This window comes from Gramella sp. MAR_2010_147, from assembly GCF_900105135.1.
In the GTDB taxonomy this organism is placed as follows: domain Bacteria; phylum Bacteroidota; class Bacteroidia; order Flavobacteriales; family Flavobacteriaceae; genus Christiangramia.
The window spans coordinates 2,705,001-2,728,222 of the sequence record NZ_LT629741.1; the positions used below are offsets into that span (position 1 = coordinate 2,705,001).

Consider the following 23,222-nt stretch of genomic DNA (forward strand, 5'->3'; position numbering starts at 1 on the left):
CAGGAATTGTAACTGGTAGTGTTAATAATACAAGTGAGGCCAATGGAGATGTTGTGGTAGCTTATGCTTATCTTGAAGGAGCGTTTGAAGAATCAGAAACAAATATGAATGGCGAAGGAGTAAACTTCTCAAACGCGGTGAGTAGTTCTGTTGTTTCAGATCCCAATGGAGAATTTGAGATCCACTTTCTTGAGGAAGGCGATTATGAATTACATTTCGCTTCTTACTCCGATGAAGATTCAGATGGTAAACTTGAATTCACGAGTATGGTAGAGGCGAATACGGCCAGTAATATAGATTTGAGCGGATTTACTGTAGGAGCTAATTCTGAAGTTAATCTTCAAATTTCCTTTACAGGTCTTTTAGGCTTGTAATCCTAGAAAATATGAAATTAGAAAGCCCCCGTTAATCGCGGGGGCTTTTTTTATAGGGTAGGAAGATCGCCCTCTCCTTTTATGGGTAATTTTGATTTCCCCATGAGGAACTTATCCACATGATGTGCTGCCTCTCGACCTTCAGAGATTGCCCAAACTATAAGGGACTGACCTCTTCTCATATCTCCGGCAACGAAAATATTCTTTATATTAGTTCTATAGTTTTTAGCGCCTTTTATATTAGTTCTAGCATCTAATTCAAGACCTAATTTTTCACTTAGTGTCTTTTCAGGACCCGTGAATCCTAGAGATAGTAATGCAAGATCACAAGGCCATTCTTTTTCAGAATCAGAGACTTCTTTTAATTCGGGTCTTTGGCCGGGTCTTCTTACCCATTCTACTTCTACAGTTTTAAGAGCCTTCAAATTTCCATTTGGATCTTTTACAAATTCTTTTGTTTGGATACTCCAGTTTCTATTCACACCTTCTTCATGAGAAGAACTTGTACTTAAGGTAAAAGGCCAGTAAGGCCAGGGGTTTTCTATTGTTCTGGACTCTGCTGGTATTGGAAGAATTTCAAAATTAGTTACAGAAGTAGCTCCATGCCTGTTGGAAGTTCCCACGCAATCAGATCCTGTATCACCACCTCCAATTACAATCACATTTTTGCCCTTTGCATTCAATTTTTCTTCAACTTCATGAAGTCCGTCTACAGCTTCATTGTTATGTTTTAAGAATTCCATCGCCTGGACAACACCTTTAGCATCTGCACCTGGAATTGGAAGTTCCCTTCTTGAAGTAGCACCACCACAGAGAACTACGGCATCAAAGTTTTTTAATTCTGCTACATCATAATTTTTACCAACTTCAATATTTGTTTTAAACTCAATTCCTTCAGCTATCATTTGTTCCAAACGACGGTCGATCACTTTCTTTTCCATTTTAAAATCTGGAATTCCGTACCTTAATAAGCCACCGATCTTTGCATCACGTTCAAAAACAGTCACATGGTGCCCTGCTCTATTTAATTGTTGCGCGGCTGCCAGACCAGCAGGTCCTGAGCCAATAACCGCAGTTTTTTTACCCGTACGATTTGCAGGCGGTTCAGGCTTTATCCAGCCTTCTTTAAAGCCTCGCTCCACAATATACTTCTCAATCATTTCAATGGCCACAGGGGGCTCTATAATGCCTAATACACAGGCCGACTCACATGGTGCCGGACATAATCTTCCTGTAAACTCCGGAAAATTATTGGTGGCATGTAATATTTTCAGTGCTTTTTGCCATTCATTGCGATAAACCGCATCATTAAAGTCTGGAATTAGATTCCCAAGCGGGCAACCACTATGGCAGAATGGAATCCCACAATCCATGCATCGTCCACCTTGTTTTTTAAGTTCTTCGGTGGGAAGCTCTTTATGAAATTCTTTATAGTTCTTAACCCTTTCTTCGGGTTTGATATCTTCTTCCTGGATACGATCGTATTCTAAAAATCCTCTTATTTCACCCATTCTTATGCTGTTTTAAGATCTACCTCTTCTTCTTTTCGTTTTTCTGCTTCAATCTTTTGAAGCGCTTTTTTATACTCTGTAGGCATTACCTTTATAAATCCTTTTGAAGTCTGCTCCCAATTATTTAAAATTTCTTTAGCCACTTCACTTTCGGTATACTGATAATGCTTCACGATAAGCTCTTCCAGTTCCTGTAAATTATTTTCAGAAGGAGCTTCCAGTTCTATCATTTCCATATTGAAATTATTCCTGTCCAGATTATTCTCCAGATCAAAAATGTAAGCAATTCCACCGCTCATTCCGGCAGCAAAATTTCTACCTATTTCTCCTAGAATTACGGCTACCCCACCGGTCATATATTCACAACCATGGTCTCCAATTCCTTCTATTACAGCCTTGGCTCCAGAGTTTCTAACACAAAAACGTTCTCCTCCAATTCCGTTTATATATGCTTCACCGGTTACAGCTCCGTACAAGGCAACATTCCCAATAATGATGTTTTCATTAGATTTAAAGGTTGCTTCTTTAGGTTTTCTAATTGAAAGTACTGCTCCGGAAAGTCCTTTACCAAAATAATCATTGGAATTACCTTCAATATTCAGGTTTAAACCTTTGGCAGCAAATGCGCCGAAACTTTGACCGGCTGATCCATTAAAATTCAGCGTTAAAGTATTTTTCGGTAATCCTATAGAACCGTGAATTTTGGAAATTTCATTACTAATGATCGTTCCGGTAGTTCGGTTGGTGTTACTAATGGGATAACTAAGTGTTACAGGTTCTTTCCTGTAAATCGCCGGATGCGCCTGTCTTAAAATTTCAAAATCCAGCACCCCTTCAATATTATGCAGTTGCTTTTCAGTATTTGAAAGCGGCACACCAGGCTTGATATTAGGTTTGTGAAGGATGTTAGAAAGGTCAATTCCCTGGGCTTTATAATGCTTAATGGCTTTATTGGTATCCAGTTTTTGAGACTGACCTACCATTTCTTTCATACTTCTAAAGCCTAATTGAGCCATGATTTCTCTCAATTCCTGTGCAATGAAATACATGAAATTGATCACATTTTCAGGAGTTCCTTTAAAATTCTTACGGAGCTCAGGATCCTGAGTGGCAATACCCACGGGACAGGTGTTCAGATGACAGGCACGCATCATGATGCATCCCGTTGCAACAAGAGGAGCCGTAGAGAATCCAAATTCTTCAGCACCTAGTAGACAGGCAATCGCCACGTCACGACCTGTTTTTAACTGTCCATCACATTCCACAACAATTCTACTTCTTAGATTGTTTAATAAGAGCGTTTGCTGTGCTTCAGCAACTCCAAGTTCCCACGGTAATCCCGCGTGTCGCAAGGAAGTTAATGGAGAAGCTCCTGTACCTCCATCATAGCCCGAAATAAGGACTACATCGGCTTTTGCTTTCGCTACACCAGCGGCAATAGTACCAACGCCAACCTTTGAAACCAGTTTTACATTGATACGTGCCTCTCTATTAGCATTTTTAAGATCAAAAATTAACTGCGCCAAATCCTCAATAGAATAAATATCATGGTGAGGAGGAGGGGAGATCAATCCTACATATGGCGTAGAATTTCTCGTTTTCGCAATATCCGGATTTACTTTTGCTCCGGGTAATTGTCCACCTTCCCCGGGTTTAGCTCCCTGAGCCATCTTTATTTGAATCTCACCTGCACTGGAGAGATAGTCTATACTCACCCCAAATCTTCCTGAAGCTACCTGTTTAATAGCAGAATTTCTCCAGTTTCCATTAATGTCTTTCTGAAAACGATCGGCATCTTCACCACCTTCACCAGAATTACTTTTCCCCTTGATTCGGTTCATGGCAATGGCCAAATTCTCGTGTGCTTCTTTGCTTATAGATCCAAAAGACATAGCGCCAGTTTTAAATCTTTTTACGATCTCCGTCCACGGCTCAACTTCTTCAATTGGAACTGGATTTAGTTCCTTGAATTTGAACATTCCCCTTATGGTCATAAGCTTTTCATTCTGCTCATTGATGATGTTGGAATATTCAGTATAGGTTTCGTATGAATTCTGTTTTACAGCTTGCTGAAGTTTTGCAACGCTGGCAGGATTAAAAACATGACGTTCTCCATTTCTTCTCCAGCGGTAATCTCCTCCCATTTCAAGATCCAGATCGGTTTCAGTTTCGGGTGGAAAGAAAGCGTGTTGATAACGTTTTTGAATTTCCTTCTCTACTTCGTAAAGGCCAATACCTTCGATTCTTGTGGGTGTATTACAAAAATATTTATTGACGAATTTCTTATTAAGCCCTAAAATTTCAAAGATCTGTGATCCCCGATAGGAGAGAAGTGTTGAAATACCAATTTTGTTCATAATTTTCACGATCCCTTTTCCGATGGCGATATTGAAATTTTCAACGGCTACTTCAGGATCTTTTACATCGATCTCCTTTCTTTCTACAAGGTCGTAGATCACTTCATTAACCATATAAGGATTAATGGCACTTGCTCCATATCCAAATAAAGCAGCAAAATGATGTGGTTCCCGTGGTTCGGCAGATTCTATTACTATGCCGAAAGAAGACCTTTTATTATGGTCTTTCGCCCGATGGTGTACAAATGAACAGGCCAGTAACGATGGAATTGGAGCCAGTTTTGGGTTTACATTCCTGTCTGAAAGTATGATCACATTACAACCATCATCTACAGCATGTTTAATTTCTGTGATCATTTCCTCCAAACGATCCTCAAGACCGTTCATGCCTTTCTCAGCTTCATAAAGCATAGAAATTGACTTTGCCTTAAAGCCGGGATAATCTATATATTTTATCTTGTCAAGATCCTCATTGGAAATAACTGGATTCTGAATTTTCAATTTTTTACACTGCTCGGGAATAATTTTGAACAGGTTAATATCTTCTCCAACAGAGAGGCTTATATCGGTCACTATTTCTTCCCGGATCCCGTCTAGTGGCGGATTGGTCACCTGCGCAAAAAGCTGCTTGAAATAATTGAATAATAGTTGTGGTTTATCAGAGAGTACTGCCAAAGGAATATCGGTACCCATAGAACCAATAGCTTCTTTAGCCTGAGAGGCCATAGGCGATATGATCGTGGAGATATCTTCATAGGTATATCCAAAAAGTTTGAGTCTTGTGATATACGGGATGTCTTCCACAGGCGTTTTATTACCAGTATAAGGTACCTCTGCCAGGGGCAACAGGTTCTCGTCAAGCCAGTTCCTATAAGGTCTTTCTGTAACAATTTTCTCTTTTACTTCTTCATCCTCAATAATTCGACCTTCAATCATATCGACTAGAAACATCCTTCCAGGTTCCAGTCTACCATGTTTTAGTACATTTTCCGGCTTGATGTCCAATACACCGGTTTCAGATGACATTACTACATACCCATCTTTGGTAACCGTATATCTTGAAGGACGTAATCCATTTCTATCGAGTAAGGCACCTATATAATTTCCATCGGTAAACGGAATAGATGCCGGCCCATCCCATGGTTCCATGATACAGGCATTATATTCGTAGAATGCTTTTTTCTTATCCTTCATAGAAGGATTCTTTTCCCAGGCTTCCGGAACCATCATCATGATAGCTTCGGGCAGGGATCTCCCGGTTTGTAGCAGGAGCTCTAATGCCATATCCATAGAAGCGGAATCAGATTTCCCTTCCATAGTAATAGGAACTATCTTTTTGATGTCTTCTCCAAAAGTGTCGCTTTCAAAAAGCTCTTCCCGGGCTTTCATTCTACTCAGGTTACCACGCAGGGTATTAATTTCCCCATTGTGACACATATATCTAAATGGTTGTGCCAGGTCCCAGGTTGGGAAGGTGTTGGTTGAAAATCGCTGGTGCACCAGAGCCAGTTTTGTGATCACATCTGGATCATTAAGGTCTTTATAATATTCATTGATATCCTGGGGCATCAAAAGACCTTTATATATAATGGTATTGGTGGAAAGACTTGAGAAGTAAAAATATTCACTCTCGGCAAGACCAGAATTTTCAATGTTGTGTTCTGCGATCTTACGGGCTGTATAAAGCTTGGCATTAAAATCCCGATCTTCCAGTTTTTCAGGACGTCCAACAAAAACCTGCTGAATTGCAGGTTCTACATTACTTGCCATTTTACCCAGACAGGAATGATTTACCGGAACTTTTCTCCATCCAAGCACTTGCAATTGCTGTTTTTTAATTTCTTTTTCAAAAGTATCTTTACAGATCGCTGCCTGGCTCTTATTCTTTGGAAGAAAGACCATCCCAACCGCATATTCCCGGGACCCGGGTAAATTGAATTCACATACTTTTTTAAAGAATTCGTGCGGTACTTCAATAAGAATACCAGCACCATCCCCTGTTTTTCCATCAGCACTTACGGCACCTCTATGTTCTAGCCGAACAAGGATATCTATAGCCTTATGAATTATATTATTAGTTCTTTCTCCGTTAAGATTACAAATAAATCCCGCTCCACAATTATCTCTCTCATAAAGAGGGGAGTAGAGTCCCTGTTCTTTCATTTTCATACGTGTTCATTCTGAATTATTCTGTTAAAGTTAAATAAAAGCCAATGAACTTTAAAAACATTAAGAAGCTTTAAATCAAGTTTTTAGGAATTGCTAAAATGAAGCTAAGAAAATATGAATATGGAAAAATATCGTTCTTAATTTGAGAAATAGATAATGCATTTCACTATTTATTTTAGACTGAAGGAGAAAACTATTAATTTTAGAATTAGCTGAATTTCCATTTAGCAATTAGATGATACTGAATTCTGAAATTAATAGAGCCAACTTTACTTTCAATTCCTTTTTTACAGGATTTCCCCCAACAGTTTTTAACGCTAAAATTTTTAATAAAAGTAGTTTTTGAGCTAACTTTAAGAGATTTTGATGGGCACTAAACCATCATTGAAACATTGTGTAGGTTGATTTTGAGAATAGTTACTGGATTATTTATCCAGTTGTAATTGTCAGGGATATCTTCTGGATATAATTTTCTTTCTTCTTTTTCTTTGAAGAAGAGATGTTTCTTCCCCCCTCTTCAGATTTAGTATAATCATATTCATTTTTTATGCCCTAAGCCATACTGTCTCCATACTGTTTATGGGAGTAAATATCATTCTAATTTTAATATCAATCGTATGGAAATTATTACATCCCGGATGGGGTCTGCAAAGATTCCTATCCTAAATGAAAAAGACAGGGAACCTGTTGTGGGTTCTGTTATGAAACAATTATCCAAAAATTGGAGCCTGTTTTTAACAGTAGCTTTTTTACTTTTTGGATATCAGGAAGCGTTAATTGCACAAACTAATATTAAGGGACTTGTACCTGTTTTACAACCTCTGGGCGGTCACAATATTGATGGGAATGCATATGTAAATGTTAATGGTGAACCCGGAGGGGACTGGCTCTTTGAGTTTGGGACAGATCCTGTGAACAAGAATCCAGGAGGAGTATTTCCTCCTTCAGCATCAGACGGGATTGCAGAGGGAATTCCAGATGTTCCGTTTCCAGATGATTTTTATCTCTATCCCGGGCAAACCACTTTTTTTAGAGATAATATTACTAATAATGATCCTACCATTTTTACCAGCTCCAACAAAATAAATGACAATCCCAACACCTATACCTGGGGAACAGGATCTTCACCTAATAAAAACGAGATTCAAAATGCGATCTCGCATTTTTCATTCGCCGATCCCAATTTACCTCACGGAAATGAAGGAGACCTCTGGTTAATCTTTGCCGCAGACCGGCAGGTAACAAATGGGAGTAGCTATATAGATTTTGAAATTCTTCAGAAACCATTAACTGCAGAGCCTGGTGGAACCTTTACATCCTTGGGAACAGAAGGGGGTAGAACGCTTGGAGATATCCTTATCACTATTGAATTTACCAATGGAGGAGGAGCAGCAAAAGTTGTGACCAGGCGCTGGGTGGCTAACGGAAACGGTTTTATTTATGAAATATTCACACCGGTTATGGGAACCATTTTTGGTACTGAAAACGATGTGGCTACCATTGTACCTTATTCTATCTATTTTCAGGATCCTATTAATCCAGCTGGTTTTTATCAATACTCTATCAACCAGTGGGCAGAAGGAGCCGTAAATGTTACTTCCTTTTTTCCTGAAGATGCTTGTGTGAATTTGAGTACTTTATTCGTAAGAACCCGAACTTCTGGTAATTCAACTCAGTCTGAGTTAAAAGACTTTCCAGGTAAACCAATTCAAATTACCATAGACCTTACTCCTCCAGCACCGCAACTTACAGATGTTTCGGCTTGTGATTTATGGGATGATACACTTATCGCTGAAGGCTGCGAAGGTACCGTTAATTGGTACGCTCAGGAAGAAGGTGGTTCTTCAATTCATACAGGTGCAAATTTTTCACCTGGCGAAATTACCGAAACTACCTCATATTGGGCAAGTTGTACGGTTAATGAATGTGAGGGCCCAAGAGCGAAGGTGACAATTACAATTTATGACTCACCTGCTATAGAAATTGGCTCTACAGATATAAGTTGTTTTGGAGAAGATGATGGAGTAGTATCTATTGCCAGTGCGAGTGGATATGATCTTCTGGAACTGTATCAGGTAAATAATGAAGGAGATGATAATTTTATAGACAGTAATACAGATGGAAGTAATTTTACAGGTCTTGGACCTGGTGAGTATTATGTGGTCGCTTCACTTGAGGCAGAAGCAGAGCTTACTTGTTCCACAACCAGTAATACTGTTGAAATTGAAGAGCCACCACTTCTGGAACTGGTTTTAGATGATGTGATAGATGTTAACTGTTTTGGCTTTGCCGATGGAGCTATTTCTATAACCGCTTCGGGTGGAACCGGAGCCTATACTTATGATTGGGAAGATATTGAAGGTGATGATAACGTGGAAGATAGATCAGGTCTTATCGCCGGGTCTTATTCTGTAACCGTTACCGATGATAATGGTTGTACTGCAAGCCTGAATGATATTATGGTAGCCGAGCCAACAGAATTGATGGCTCAGGTAGATGAAGTGACCCATGTTAGCTGTTTTGGATTTTCCGATGGAGCCATAGATATTTCGGTTAGTGGAGGTACTCCTCCTTATTCCTATGATTGGGATGATATCGCCGAAGAAAATGAGCCGGAAGACAGAACAGGTCTTTTCGCAGGCACTTATTCCGTAATCATTACAGATGATAATGGATGTGAAGTAAGTCTTGACGATATTCTGGTGGATGAACCAACAGAATTGACTGCCCAGGTAGATAATATAGTAGACGCAACTTGTAGTGGCTTCGAGAACGGAGAGATCTATATAAGTGCTAGTGGAGGAACCCCTCCTTATACTTATGATTGGGCCGATCTTGAAGGTGATGATAATGTGGAAGATCGAATTGGTGTTGCCGCAGGATTCTATTCAGTAGTGATTACAGATGCAAATGGATGTACTACAGAACTTGAAGATATTGAATTGGAAGATCCTTCAGATCTTGAAGCTCAGGTAGATTCTGTGGAAGATGTGAGTTGTTTTGGATTTAGTGATGGAGCTATTAATATAAGTGTGAGTGGAGGAACTCCTCCATATACTTATAACTGGGATGATCTTGAAGGAGACGATAATCCGGAAGACCGTACAGGAATTACTGCCGGATCATATTCTGTAACTATTACAGATGATAATGGTTGTATCTATAGTCTTAACGACATTCTGGTTAATGAGCCACCCGCTTTACAGGGTGAAGTTTCAGATTCTATGAATCCAACATGCTTCGGATTTACAGATGGCTTTATAGATATAACTATTAGCGGAGGTACACCACCTTATACCTATGATTGGGCCGATCTTGAAGGTGACAATAACCCTGCAGACAGGACTAATATTGGTGGAGGATCGTATAACGTGACAGCCACCGATGCTAATGGTTGTGAATTCAAGCTGGAGAATATCATGCTTGATGAACCATTGAAACTTATGGTAGATCTAGTACCCACTCCAGAAAGTTGTGAATTCAATGATGGAGTGATTACGGTGAATGCTTCTGGAGGCACATCTCCTTACGAGTTTTCTTTAGATGGAGTATCATATCAATTATCTAATATGTTTGACGGATTGGCTGCTGGAAATTATACCGTGTATACTCGGGATGCTAACGAATGTATCTCTCAGGATCCTGTAGCTATAGATCCACCTGAAAATTGTATTGTAGATGAAGGTTGTACTCTTGGGTATTGGAAAAACCATACAGACAGATGGTGTGATGCTTACGCAACCTGTGATACTTATGGTGATATCTATATAGATGCACCAGCGGCTATAGCCAGTCTCAGCTTACTGGAAGTATTGAATATTGGAGGTGGAGATATCTATAATCTGGGTCGTCAATCAGTAGCTGCATTGTTAAACACCTGTAGTATAGAAGTAGGGTTTACATATTCCAGTGTAGAGAGTCTAATCAGTGATGTAAATGACGCTTTTGCCAATGGAGAGGCGGGATCATTTGGAACATATTTAGACGGATTAAACCAGGCAGGATGCCCGTTAGGTGGATCTTCGGCAACTACTGCACCTACTTCACCTGAATGTGATGCGCCAGCTGCAAGTCTTCTGGCAGATGTTGCTTCTAGTGGATTTAGTGTGTCACCGGTGCCCTTTGGTGACCAGGTAAGTGTGAAGTATCATTTTGATTATACTTCGAATGTAAATATTCAGTTCTTTAATCTAAGCGGACAAATGCTTCAAAACTTCAAGTTTAAGGGCGTTTCCACCGGGGATATCAATGACTTGAATGTGGGTGCCTTTGTTAGGTCTGGTCAGGCTTATATTATAAAAGTGAACACCGACAGAGAAAGTTTCTCTAAAACAATTATTTCTTCGGAATAATTTAATTGAAATAATTATTAAAAAGCAGCCTAATATGGCTGCTTTTTTTTGGAAGTGTTTATATAGGGGGAAACACTTATTTTTTGTTTTTAAGTGCAGTTTTTAGGGTGTAAAATTCTGATATTGAGAAAATTAGTTCAATTTATTTTATATTTGAAATACTATTGTTACAAAATCAATTCCCTACTATTTTCTAATAGTTGATTTCTTGCCCCCTAAAATTTTTATTTACTCCCCCCGTTGAAATTTACTGACTGTTTTTAAATAGATCAGATGCAAAAAATTCCTGAAATAGTACTTGCATTGAATTTGTTACATTTTTAGTACATATTCAATTTTTATTAAAAGGTCCCCTGGATCGTAAATTTTCTTCCCCCCGGTAGATGGTATGTCATCACGACATAATTCCCTGGCTTTTTATAGCTCAGGTTCTCTGCCCTACTCTTAAAAATTTTGAGCGATGTTTTCCTCATATCATTGGGAAACGTCACAGTACCCAATCTTCCTTTTTCCTGCACCTATGGTCTAACCATTAAAAACTATTAATTATGAATGATTTTACATTGAAATCTTTTGATTGGTTTTTAAAATCCAAAAAAAGATTAGTTATAAAACAAACCATTTGGATTATTCCTTTACTCCTTTTGGTATTCAATGGTCCGTTTCTTTTCGGACAATCTGCAGATTTGGATCAGGTAAGGAATGGAGGCATTGATAATGTCACTGATCCAGGAGATTGGGTAAATGGAAATGCTGGTAAACAAACTTCTCATTATGCTGAGGGTATGTCAATTCCCTATAGAGTAATCATGGAGGATATGACTGCTGGTCAAACCGTAGAATTAATATTAGAATATGATGTAAAGCATAGTGGAAAACATGCTTTAGATTATTTGACTAGTTACGATAGACTCCAACCTCATGAATTAGCATTTGGGCATCCCAATCAGGAAGAGATTGATCCAACAATAGGAATTACAGGTTTTTCCGAACCACCTGATGATACTCATCCTATTCCAACTCCGCCGTCTGTTGGTTCTCCCGTCTCAGGACAACCAGGGGATAGTTTTGAGTTAATTAGTGATGCAGGAGATGCAGAAATGTCCATATGGAATGCTACTCTAACAGATGTGTTCTATGGACCTGCAGCAGCAGGAAATTTAAGCGAGGATAAAGTTGCCCAGCAAATCACCGTTTCTTTTACGGTAATCAATTCTGGTACTGTAATTCTTGCATGGGGAGGTCATATCGCTAGTAGAATAGATTGGGGAGAATTTGGCGGTGTGCCTCAATCAGCAGGTGGTATTTCAGGGTCTCCGTACCATATGAGATTAATTGATTGGAATTTAAATAATCTTGGTAATCAAGACAGGTCTCTATCTGCTGATGCTGTTGTACCTGCTCCTACCTGTGAACTTGCAGGACCAGATTTGATCTGCGAAGGACAGGAAGGTGTTATTTATACGTTAACTCCTTTGGGGGCGGAAGATCCCACGTATATCTGGGAAATCTTAAATAATACAGCCGGAGCTTCTTTTGTAGATCCTGTCCCAAATGATTTGAGTACTCAGGCCGAGATTATAACTACCGCTAGTGGTAGTTATACTGTGAGAGTGACAATTACCTCTGCTTTTGGTACTAATATATGTCAAGTGGTTGTAACCGTGGATGAAGCTCCAGTAGTTGCGGACAAGTCCGTGTGTGTTGGTTCGACTGTGGACTTTGGTCCAAGTGGCACCTATACATCTTCGGATACTTCGGTAGCGACCATCGACAATGATGGGGTAGCCACTGGAGTAAGTGGAGGTAGTGCGACTATTACGTATACTGATGGCAATGGCTGTCAGGGCACAGCGACCATTACGGTCAATGCGCTACCAGTAGTTGCGGACAAGTCCGTGTGTGTTGGTTCGACTGTGGACTTTGGTCCAAGTGGCACCTATACATCTTCGGATACTTCGGTAGCGACCATCGACAATGATGGGGTAGCCACTGGAGTAAGTGGAGGTAGTGCGACCATTACGTATACTGATGGCAATGGCTGTCAGGGCACAGCGACTATTACAGTAAGTTCGAATCCAGATCTAGGTGATGCTTCCGTATGTGTTGGATCAACGGTGGATATGGGTATTGGAGCAGGTACATATAGTTCTTCCGACACTTCGGTAGCGACCGTCGATACTGATGGGGTAGTGACCGGTGTAAGTGCTGGTAGTGCGACGATTACTTATAGTGATGGTAATACTTGTTCCGACACAGCGACCATTACAGTCAATGCGAACCCAGTAGTTGCGGACAAGTCCGTATGTGTTGGTTCGACTGTGGACTTTGGTCCAAGTGGCACCTATACATCTTCGGATACTTCGGTAGCGACCATCGACAATGATGGGGTAGCCACTGGAGTAAGTGGAGGTAGTGCGACTATTACGTATACTGATGGCAATGGCTGTCAGGGCACAGCGACCATTACGGTCAATGCGCTACCAGTAGTTGCGGACAAGTCCGTGTGTGTTGGTTCGACTGTGGACTTTGGTCCAAGTGGCACCTATACATCTTCGGATACTTCGGTAGCGACCATCGACAATGATGGGGTAGCCACTGGAGTAAGTGGAGGTAGTGCGACCATTACGTATACTGATGGCAATGGCTGTCAGGGCACAGCGACTATTACAGTAAGTTCGAATCCAGATCTAGGTGATGCTTCCGTATGTGTTGGATCAACGGTGGATATGGGTATTGGAGCAGGTACATATAGTTCTTCCGACACTTCGGTAGCGACCGTCGATACTGATGGGGTAGTGACCGGTGTAAGTGCTGGTAGTGCGACGATTACTTATAGTGATGGTAATACTTGTTCCGACACAGCGACCATTACAGTCAATGCGAACCCAGTAGTTGCGGACAAGTCCGTGTGTGTTGGTTCGACTGTGGACTTTGGTCCAAGTGGCACCTATACATCTTCGGATACTTCGGTAGCGACCATCGACAATGATGGGGTAGCCACTGGAGTAAGTGGAGGTAGTGCGACTATTACGTATACTGATGGCAATGGCTGTCAGGGCACAGCGACCATTACGGTCAATGCACTACCAGTAGTTGCGGACAAGTCCGTGTGTGTTGGTTCGACTGTGGACTTTGGTCCAAGTGGCACCTATACATCTTCGGATACTTCGGTAGCGACCATCGACAATGATGGGGTAGCCACTGGAGTAAGTGGAGGTAGTGCGACTATTACGTATACTGATGGCAATGGCTGTCAGGGCACAGCGACCATTACGGTCAATGCACTACCAGTAGTTGCGGACAAGTCCGTGTGTGTTGGTTCGACTGTGGACTTTGGTCCAAGTGGCACCTATACATCTTCGGATACTTCGGTAGCGACCATCGACAATGATGGGGTAGCCACTGGAGTAAGTGGAGGTAGTGCGACCATTACGTATACTGATGGCAATGGCTGTCAGGGCACAGCGACTATTACAGTAAGTTCGAATCCAGATCTAGGTGATGCTTCCGTATGTGTTGGATCAACGGTGGATATGGGTATTGGAGCAGGTACATATAGTTCTTCCGACACTTCGGTAGCGACCGTCGATACTGATGGGGTAGTGACCGGTGTAAGTGCTGGTAGTGCGACGATTACTTATAGTGATGGTAATACTTGTTCCGACACAGCGACCATTACAGTCAATGCGAACCCAGTAGTTGCGGACAAGTCCGTATGTGTTGGTTCGACTGTGGACTTTGGTCCAAGTGGCACCTATACATCTTCGGATACTTCGGTAGCGACCATCGACAATGATGGGGTAGCCACTGGAGTAAGTGGAGGTAGTGCGACTATTACGTATACTGATGGCAATGGCTGTCAGGGCACAGCGACCATTACGGTCAATGCGCTACCAGTAGTTGCGGACAAGTCCGTGTGTGTTGGTTCGACTGTGGACTTTGGTCCAAGTGGCACCTATACATCTTCGGATACTTCGGTAGCGACCATCGACAATGATGGGGTAGCCACTGGAGTAAGTGGAGGTAGTGCGACCATTACGTATACTGATGGCAATGGCTGTCAGGGCACAGCGACTATTACAGTAAGTTCGAATCCAGATCTAGGTGATGCTTCCGTATGTGTTGGATCAACGGTGGATATGGGTATTGGAGCAGGTACATATAGTTCTTCCGACACTTCGGTAGCGACCGTCGATACTGATGGGGTAGTGACCGGTGTAAGTGCTGGTAGTGCGACGATTACTTATAGTGATGGTAATACTTGTTCCGACACAGCGACCATTACAGTCAATGCGAACCCAGTAGTTGCGGACAAGTCCGTATGTGTTGGTTCGACTGTGGACTTTGGTCCAAGTGGCACCTATACATCTTCGGATACTTCGGTAGCGACCATCGACAATGATGGGGTAGCCACTGGAGTAAGTGGAGGTAGTGCGACTATTACGTATACTGATGGCAATGGCTGTCAGGGCACAGCGACCATTACGGTCAATGCGCTACCAGTAGTTGCGGACAAGTCCGTGTGTGTTGGTTCGACTGTGGACTTTGGTCCAAGTGGCACCTATACATCTTCGGATACTTCGGTAGCGACCATCGACAATGATGGGGTAGCCACTGGAGTAAGTGGAGGTAGTGCGACCATTACGTATACTGATGGCAATGGCTGTCAGGGCACAGCGACTATTACAGTAAGTTCGAATCCAGATCTAGGTGATGCTTCCGTATGTGTTGGATCAACGGTGGATATGGGTATTGGAGCAGGTACATATAGTTCTTCCGACACTTCGGTAGCGACCGTCGATACTGATGGGGTAGTGACCGGTGTAAGTGCTGGTAGTGCGACGATTACTTATAGTGATGGTAATACTTGTTCCGACACAGCGACCATTACAGTCAATGCGAACCCAGTAGTTGCGGACAAGTCCGTATGTGTTGGTTCGACTGTGGACTTTGGTCCAAGTGGCACCTATACATCTTCGGATACTTCGGTAGCGACCATCGACAATGATGGGGTAGCCACTGGAGTAAGTGGAGGTAGTGCGACTATTACGTATACTGATGGCAATGGCTGTCAGGGCACAGCGACCATTACGGTCAATGCGCTACCAGTAGTTGCGGACAAGTCCGTGTGTGTTGGTTCGACTGTGGACTTTGGTCCAAGTGGCACCTATACATCTTCGGATACTTCGGTAGCGACCATCGACAATGATGGGGTAGCCACTGGAGTAAGTGGAGGTAGTGCGACCATTACGTATACTGATGGCAATGGCTGTCAGGGCACAGCGACTATTACAGTAAGTTCGAATCCAGATCTAGGTGATGCTTCCGTATGTGTTGGATCAACGGTGGATATGGGTATTGGAGCAGGTACATATAGTTCTTCCGACACTTCGGTAGCGACCGTCGATACTGATGGGGTAGTGACCGGTGTAAGTGCTGGTAGTGCGACGATTACTTATAGTGATGGTAATACTTGTTCCGACACAGCGACCATTACAGTTCTTCCTCTTCCTGAAATCCCAGAAATTGAAACCCAGCTAGCTGATTGTATTGGTGGAGATGGAAGTTTTATATTCCTTGGAAATCCGCAGAACTTATATATTAGTTTTGATGATGGAGAAACCTTTGATCTATATGTGGGAGCAATTTCACTTTCAGTAGGGCCTCACGATTTTGTAATCAAATATGGAGAAGATGGATGTGTGAGTGATTCTGGACAAGTAGAAATTCAGCAACTTCCGGCAACTAACTTCCCTCTTAACCCAACAATTACTCAGCCAGATTGTGAAACTGGTTTAGGAAATGTAGTGATAAGAGTTGGCATAAACACTGATATTGATACAGGATTCTTTACATACAGAATTACTAGTGGAGAAACTGTTTATTATGATCAAAAGCAAACACTAGCCGGATTTGATCTTCCTCCAGGTAACTATGTTATCTTTGGTATCAGTGATAATGGTTGTGATTCCGGAAGAATTGAGATAGTTCTAGAAGAACCTATCTGTGAAGAATTCGAAGGTTGTACCTTAGGTTATTGGAAAAATCATACAGATAGATGGCCTGCTGCTCAACCAGAAGATCCAAGCGACAATATTTGTAATACGTTTGAAACTTGTACTGAGTATGGAAAAGTGTTTACCAATGCTCCTTCATCGATTAGTGGAATGAGCTTGCTAGAAGCTTTAAATGCAAAAGGTGGCGGAATATATAACTTAGCTCGTCAATCAGTAGCGGCGTTATTAAATTCCTGTAAAGGCGAAGTGAATTATGAAATAGCTTCACCTGAGGAGGTTATTGCTTATGTAAATGCTAATTTTAACAATGCTGGTGCTGCCGGTAGTTATTTAGATGAATTGAACAACGCCGGTTGTACGCTTGGAGGATCAAGAGCTACTTCAGCACCAAATGGTGATTGTCCTAATACAGATGATACCAAACCAGGTAAAGGTAAGCCTCGCAATAATAGTAGAATTGCGGAAAATAGTTTTAGTGCTTCTCCAGTGCCATTCAATGACAGGTTAACAATTCAGTATGACTTTGAATATACTTCCAAAAAAGTAGAAATTCAGGTTTATGACCTAAGTGGTAGACTTCTTAGAACTTATCATGACAAGAAAGTGACTAAAGGAGACACGAAAGAGCTGAATATTGATTTTGCAATGAAATCGAATCAGGTATATATCCTGAGGATGGTGACAGATCGTGAAGTATTAACTAAAAACGTGATCTCATCTTCGAGAAAGTAAATAGATTTTAACCTTAAAAAAAAGAGCAGCCATTGGCTGCTCTTTTGCTTTATAATATTTTACAAAAATTAGTCTTTAAGAATGCTTCTTGAGATCACAATTTTCTGAATCTCAGAAGTACCTTCATAGATCTGAGTGATCTTAGCATCTCTCATTAACCGTTCTACATGATATTCTTTTACATAACCATTTCCCCCATGAACCTGAACTGCTTCTACACTAACATCCATGGCTGTTTTCGAAGCATATAATTTTGCCATGGCACCAGAAAGATCATAATTTTGTCCCTGGTCTTTATCCCATGCCGCTTTCATTACAAGATGCCTCGAAGCCTCAATGGAGGTATACATATCGGCTAACTTAAATGCGATAGCCTGATGGTTGCAAATTTCGGTTCCAAAAGCTTTTCGTTGCTTGGAGTAATCTTTGGCTAGTTCATAAGCTCCAGAAGCGATACCCAAAGCCTGAGCAGCAATTCCAATTCTTCCACCAGAAAGCGTTTTCATTGCAAATTTAAATCCGAAACCATCTTCGCCAATTCTGTTCTCTTTTGGAACCTTTACATCATTAAAATTCAATGAATGTGTATCGCTACCTCTAATTCCTAGTTTTTGTTCTTTAGGGCCTATCTCAAAACCTTCAGAATCTTTTTCAACGATAAAGGCATTAATTCCCTTATGTTTTTTCTCTTTATCTGTTTGAGCGATCACTAAATAATAATCGGCTGAATTACCGTTGGTAATCCAGTTCTTTGTTCCATTAAGAATATAATGATCTCCCTTATCTATTGCAGTTGTTCGTTGTGAAGTTGCATCACTTCCTGCTTCTGGTTCTGAAAGACAAAAAGCTCCCAGTTTTTCACCAGTGGTTAATTTAGATAGATATTTTTTCTTCTGGTCTTCGTTCCCAAAGGTATCCAGCCCCCAGCATACTAATGAATTATTCACAGATATCATCACTGAGGCCGAAGCATCGATTTTCGAGATTTCTTCCATAGCCAGTACATAAGAGATCGTGTCCATTCCCCCACCACCGTATTCCGGAGAAGCCATCATTCCAAGAAATCCAAGATCTCCCATTTTTTTGACAAGCTCTTTTGGAAATTCCTGTTTTTCATCTCTCTCGATCACACCCGGCAATAATTCTGTTTTTGCAAAATCACGAGCGGCATCGCGTATCATTATATGTTCTTCGGTAAGTTTAAAATCCATATGAAAAAAAATTTGTAAAAAATTGATTTTTGGAGGCCAAAGATAGCTTTTTGATGGCTATTTTTCAATTGATATTGAGTATTTTTACGAATATGGAAAAAACAAATTATAGAGCGGTAGGAGTAATGTCTGGAACCTCGCTTGATGGAATTGATCTGGTTTTTACCGAGATCAGTTTTAAAGACGAAGTTGGTTTTTCTATAATAAACTCTCAAACTATTCCATATTCAGCAGAATGGCGCCAAAAATTATCTTCCGCAATTAATTTGGAGCCTGCTGAATTGCATCAACTGGATATAGATTATACTTTTTATCTATCTGAAATTATTGTTCAATTTATTCAGAAATATGATATAGATCTTCTGGACGCAGTTTGTAGTCACGGTCATACAGTTAAACATCGCCCAAAACATGGTATTACCTTGCAGATAGGGAATCTTCCAAAACTTTCTGAAGCATTGGGAATTCCAGTGGTGTGTGACTTTAGGGTACAGGATGTTGAGCTGGGAGGTCAGGGAGCACCATTAGTTCCCATTGGGGATAGATTGCTATTTGATCAATATAAATATTGTATAAACCTGGGGGGGTTTGCCAATATTTCATTGGAAGAGCACTCCCAAAGGATAGCCTATGATATATGTCCGGTTAATACGGTCTTTAATTATTTCATGCAGAAAATTGGTGAGGAGTATGATGAAAATGGAAAGTTAGCCAGGTCTGGAGAACTAAATGAAGAATTATTGCAGGAGCTTAATTCTCTTAAATTCTACGCTAAAAAACCACCAAAGTCTTTAGGTATAGAATGGGTAAATTCTGATGTACTTCCAATAATTGAAAAATACAGGATCGAGATTCCTGAAATTCTTAAAACCTATGCCGTTCATGTTGCGATGCAAATTGCAAATAGCCTGGATGGTGATTCAAATTCTAATGTGCTTTTAACCGGTGGGGGTGTATTCAATACCTACCTTATAGAAGAACTAAAATCGAGATCTTCCTGTAATTTTATAATTCCAGATAAAGAGGTAATAGACTTCAAAGAAGCCCTTATTTTCGCATTGCTCGGAATTCTAAAATTAAGAGGCGAGATAAATGTCTTAAGTTCGGTAACCGGGGCTAAAATTGATCATTCTTCAGGTAGGATTTTTGAACCCTGAAAATTTTGCCAAATTCGGAAAGGAGCCTGCTTAGTTTTTTATATTTGCTTCAAAATATTTCAAAAATGAAAGAATTACTCAAAGTATACGAAAATAAAGAACCTGAAATTGTTTTTAACTGGAAAGATTCTGAAACTGAAGCCGAAGGCTGGACAGTGATCAATTCACTTCGTGGCGGAGCTGCTGGTGGTGGAACCAGAATGAGAAAAGGCCTGGATCAAAACGAAGTGCTTTCCCTGGCAAAAACCATGGAGGTGAAATTTACAGTTTCAGGACCATCTATTGGTGGTGCAAAATCAGGAATTAACTTTGATCCAGCAGATCCCCGTAAAAAAGGAGTTCTGGAGCGTTGGTATAAAGCAGTGTCGCCTTTGCTGAAGAGCTATTATGGCACCGGGGGTGACTTAAATGTAGATGAGATTCATGAAGTAATTCCAATCACTGAAAATTGTGGTGTCTGGCATCCACAGGAGGGGGTTTTTAATGGCCATTTTCATCCTACAGAAGCAGATAAGATTAATAGAATAGGTCAGCTAAGGCAGGGCGTGATCAAAGTTCTGGAGAATACTAAATTTTCACCAGATGTGAGTAGAAAATATACGGTAGCAGATATGATCACCGGTTATGGGGTTGCTGAAGCTGTTCATCATTACTACACTATTTACGGTGGGGATATTAATGGTAAAAGAGCCATTGTTCAGGGATTTGGAAATGTTGGATCTGCAGCCGCTTATTATCTTTCCCAGATGGGCGCTAAAATTGTTGGTATTATAGATCGTGCTGGTGGATTAATTAACGAAGATGGTTTCAGTTTTGAAGAGATCAAGAAAATGTTCCTGGATAAAGACGGGAATGCATTGAGGCATAAGGATGCAATGTCATTTGAAGAGATCAATGAAAAGGTATGGAAGCTTGATGCCGAAATATTTGCTCCATGTGCTGCCTCTCGTTTAATTTCAAAAGATCAGATTACTAATCTTATAGATCGTAAACTGGAAGTCATTTCCTGTGGAGCCAATGTTCCTTTTGCCGATAAAGAAATTTTCTTTGGTCCTATTATGGAATATACCGACGAAAGAGTAAGTCTTATTCCAGACTTTATCTCTAACTGCGGTATGGCGCGTGTATTTGCATATTTTATGGAAAGAAGGGTGCAAATGACCGACGAGGCGATTTTTAATGATACTTCCATGACTATTAAAAATGCAATTCAGAATACTTTTGATAATAACAGAAGCAAAACCAATATTAGCAAAACAGCTTTTGAAGTAGCTCTTAAACAGCTTGTTTAAAAGTTTGTGCATATAATTTAAAAGTTCTGGTAAAAGCAGACCACTGATTATTTAAATTTGATTTACAATTAAATTTAGAATAACACGTTACATTAAAAAACCCATTTATACATATGCTTAATTTTATTCAGCAGGACGAGGTTACTGAAGCTGCACAAACAGCAGAACCCATCGTAGAAGAAAAGACCTTATCCTTATTTGATCTTATGTTTAGCGGAGGTCTTGGTGGCCAGATCATCATTATCATTTTATTCGTTCTGTTATTCGCAGCTGTTTATATTTATTTTGAGAGGCTCTTTGCCGTTAAAGCAGCCAGTAGGGTAGATAAGAACTTTATGCTTCAAATTAAAGACAGTGTTCAAAGTGGAAATATTGAATCTGCAAAGATCAGATGTGCACAAAGTGATTCTCCGGTTGCCAGGCTTACTGAAAAGGGAATTTCCAGAATTGGAAGTCCTTTAGAGGACATTAATACAGCTATAGAAAATGCTGGTAGATTGGAAGTGTATAAGCTGGAAAAAAATGTAAGTATTTTGGCGACTATCGCTGGTGCAGCACCAATGATTGGGTTCCTTGGGACGGTAATTGGTATGGTGCTTGCTTTTCATGAACTGGCCACAAGTAGCGGACAGGCGCAAATGGGAGCATTGGCTGAAGGTATTTATACCGCCATGACTACTACCGTTGCTGGTTTGATCGTTGGGATTATCGCTTATATAGGTTATAACCACCTTGTAGTAAAGACAGATAAAGTGGTGCATCAAATGGAAGCTACCGCGGTAGATTTCCTTGACCTTTTAAACGAACCTGCTTAATATGAATTTAAGAGGAAGAAATAAGATAAGTCCGGAGTTTAGCATGAGTTCAATGACAGATGTAGTTTTTCTACTTCTCATTTTCTTCATGTTAACCTCACCGGTAATTACTCCTGAAGCTCTGGATCTAATTCTGCCAAAAGCCAAAGGAAAAACTACCAGCAAGCAAACACTATCTGTTAGTATTACAAAAGATCTTCAGGTCTATATTAATAGTGAGAGAATAAGCAATAGTTCACTGGAGTCTACACTAAAAAGCCGGTTGGCTGGAGAAGAAAATCCAACGATTATCCTTCGAGCAGAAGAAGGAGTGCCTATAGAAAAAGCGGTAAACGTAATGGATATTGCAAATAGGAATAGTTACAAGATAGTTTTAGCGGTAAAACCTGAATAGAATGTCGATGCTGGAAACAAAACATGAGAAGAAATCTTTTACGATTACGGTAGTACTACACGTACTACTGATTCTTCTTTTGATTTTTTTCGGTTTAACCTATTTAGATCCGCCACCTGAAAATGGGATAGCGATTAATTTTGGAACCTCTGAAGTAGGTTCTGGAAATGAACAGCCAAAGGAGCCTGTGAAATCTGCTCCAAAACAATCTGCAACTCAACCTGTAAAGTCTGAACCGGTGATTGAAAAAGAGGTGGTTACCCAGGATATTGAGGAAGCGCCGGTAATTGAAAAGAAAAAAAAGAAACCTACTCCAGTAGAAACCAAACAGCCTGAACCACCAAAAGAAGACCCCAAGCCGGTTAAAAAACCAGAGCCAAAACCAGATAAGTCTACCAATGATGCTCTAAGCAGTATATTAAATGGGCCAGAGAGATCTGGGACCGCTACCGGTGGAGAGGGAAATGAAAATGTTGCCGGAGATAAAGGAAGTCCAGATGGGGATCCAAATGCCAGTTCTTACTATGGCCAGGGATCAGGTCTTGATGGTGATGGGAATTACAGATTGGGTGGTAGAAAGGCATTAAACAAAGAAAAATTTGTCCAGGATTGCAATGAATCTGGAATTGTGGTGGTTAAGATCGTAGTAGATCAATCTGGACGTGTGGTAAGTGCCCAACCGGGAATGAAAGGAACTACCAATAGTGCCTCCTGTTTAACCGCACCGGCAAAAAGAGCAGCGCTGGCTACAAGATTTAACAGCGATTCCAATGCGCCTTCTCAACAGGTTGGAACCATTATCTACAATTTTAAACTTACTGAATAGGTGAAGATTTAT

The 23,222-nt window shown here is 40.7% G+C and carries 11 protein-coding genes (1 of these 11 only partly in view); 8 read left to right on the forward strand and 3 right to left on the reverse strand.

The window, feature by feature from the left end; genetic code table 11:
- A protein-coding gene (locus BLT95_RS12190; protein ID WP_089666441.1) for a DUF4382 domain-containing protein crosses the window boundary here: on the forward strand, positions 1–374 show its final stretch. 571 nt of this gene lie to the left of the window's left edge; only the last 374 of its 945 coding nucleotides appear in the window; its start codon lies off the left edge, out of view; its stop codon occupies positions 372–374.
- A 50-nt stretch (positions 375–424) separates the two neighbouring features.
- Here the strand turns inward: BLT95_RS12190 and BLT95_RS12195 are convergent, their stop codons facing one another.
- On the reverse strand, positions 425–1,885 hold the full coding sequence (locus BLT95_RS12195; RefSeq protein ID WP_089666442.1) for a glutamate synthase subunit beta: 1,461 nt from the start codon (positions 1,883–1,885) through the stop codon (positions 425–427).
- Positions 1,886–1,887: 2 nt separating this feature from the next.
- Positions 1,888–6,411, reverse strand: a complete 4,524-nt coding sequence (gene gltB / locus BLT95_RS12200) for a glutamate synthase large subunit (protein WP_089666443.1) — start codon at positions 6,409–6,411, stop codon at positions 1,888–1,890.
- A 617-nt stretch (positions 6,412–7,028) separates the two neighbouring features.
- Between gltB and BLT95_RS12205 the strand changes: the two genes are divergently transcribed.
- Both BLT95_RS12205 and BLT95_RS12210 read left to right on the forward strand, forming a co-directional pair.
- Positions 7,029–10,763 (forward strand): T9SS type A sorting domain-containing protein, encoded by a 3,735-nt coding sequence (locus BLT95_RS12205; RefSeq protein ID WP_089666444.1) that lies wholly within the window; start codon positions 7,029–7,031, stop codon positions 10,761–10,763.
- A gap of 548 nt (positions 10,764–11,311) precedes the next feature.
- Entirely contained in the window at positions 11,312–17,515 is a 6,204-nt protein-coding gene (locus BLT95_RS12210) for an Ig-like domain-containing protein (protein ID WP_089666445.1), read from the forward strand.
- Between the two features lie 68 nt (positions 17,516–17,583).
- Here the strand turns inward: BLT95_RS12210 and BLT95_RS12215 are convergent, their stop codons facing one another.
- The gene (locus tag BLT95_RS12215) at positions 17,584–18,726 is read right to left on the reverse strand and encodes an acyl-CoA dehydrogenase (RefSeq protein ID WP_089666446.1); all 1,143 of its coding nucleotides are present in this window, start codon (positions 18,724–18,726) and stop codon (positions 17,584–17,586) included.
- A 29-nt stretch (positions 18,727–18,755) separates the two neighbouring features.
- Between BLT95_RS12215 and BLT95_RS12220 the strand changes: the two genes are divergently transcribed.
- From BLT95_RS12220 to BLT95_RS12240, 5 genes are all read left to right on the forward strand, one after another.
- Positions 18,756–19,883: an anhydro-N-acetylmuramic acid kinase gene (locus BLT95_RS12220; protein ID WP_231896368.1), complete on the forward strand. Its 1,128-nt coding sequence runs from the start codon at positions 18,756–18,758 to the stop codon at positions 19,881–19,883.
- A gap of 65 nt (positions 19,884–19,948) precedes the next feature.
- Positions 19,949–21,175, forward strand: coding sequence for a Glu/Leu/Phe/Val dehydrogenase dimerization domain-containing protein (locus tag BLT95_RS12225; protein WP_089666448.1), 1,227 nt, complete (start codon positions 19,949–19,951; stop codon positions 21,173–21,175).
- Positions 21,176–21,288: 113 nt separating this feature from the next.
- Entirely contained in the window at positions 21,289–21,990 is a 702-nt protein-coding gene (locus tag BLT95_RS12230) for a MotA/TolQ/ExbB proton channel family protein (RefSeq protein ID WP_089666449.1), read from the forward strand.
- A 1-nt stretch (position 21,991) separates the two neighbouring features.
- Positions 21,992–22,384, forward strand: coding sequence for a biopolymer transporter ExbD (locus tag BLT95_RS12235; protein ID WP_089666450.1), 393 nt, complete (start codon positions 21,992–21,994; stop codon positions 22,382–22,384).
- 1 nt (position 22,385) lies between these two features.
- Positions 22,386–23,210: an energy transducer TonB gene (locus tag BLT95_RS12240; RefSeq protein ID WP_089666451.1), complete on the forward strand. Its 825-nt coding sequence runs from the start codon at positions 22,386–22,388 to the stop codon at positions 23,208–23,210.
- Positions 23,211–23,222: the final 12 nt, after the last annotated feature.

What these genes read in the sequence shown, in the direction of transcription:
- BLT95_RS12195 (WP_089666442.1), bottom strand. Translation starts at nt 1,885, where the DNA reads ATGGGTGAAATAAGAGGATTTTTAGAATACGATCGTATCCAGGAAGAA.
- gltB (WP_089666443.1), bottom strand. Translation starts at nt 6,411, where the DNA reads ATGAAAATGAAAGAACAGGGACTCTACTCCCCTCTTTATGAGAGAGAT.
- BLT95_RS12205 (WP_089666444.1), top strand. Translation starts at nt 7,029, where the DNA reads ATGGAAATTATTACATCCCGGATGGGGTCTGCAAAGATTCCTATCCTA.
- BLT95_RS12210 (WP_089666445.1), top strand. Translation starts at nt 11,312, where the DNA reads ATGAATGATTTTACATTGAAATCTTTTGATTGGTTTTTAAAATCCAAA.
- BLT95_RS12215 (WP_089666446.1), bottom strand. Translation starts at nt 18,726, where the DNA reads ATGGATTTTAAACTTACCGAAGAACATATAATGATACGCGATGCCGCT.
- BLT95_RS12225 (WP_089666448.1), top strand. Translation starts at nt 19,949, where the DNA reads ATGAAAGAATTACTCAAAGTATACGAAAATAAAGAACCTGAAATTGTT.
- BLT95_RS12230 (WP_089666449.1), top strand. Translation starts at nt 21,289, where the DNA reads ATGCTTAATTTTATTCAGCAGGACGAGGTTACTGAAGCTGCACAAACA.
- BLT95_RS12235 (WP_089666450.1), top strand. Translation starts at nt 21,992, where the DNA reads ATGAATTTAAGAGGAAGAAATAAGATAAGTCCGGAGTTTAGCATGAGT.
- BLT95_RS12240 (WP_089666451.1), top strand. Translation starts at nt 22,386, where the DNA reads ATGTCGATGCTGGAAACAAAACATGAGAAGAAATCTTTTACGATTACG.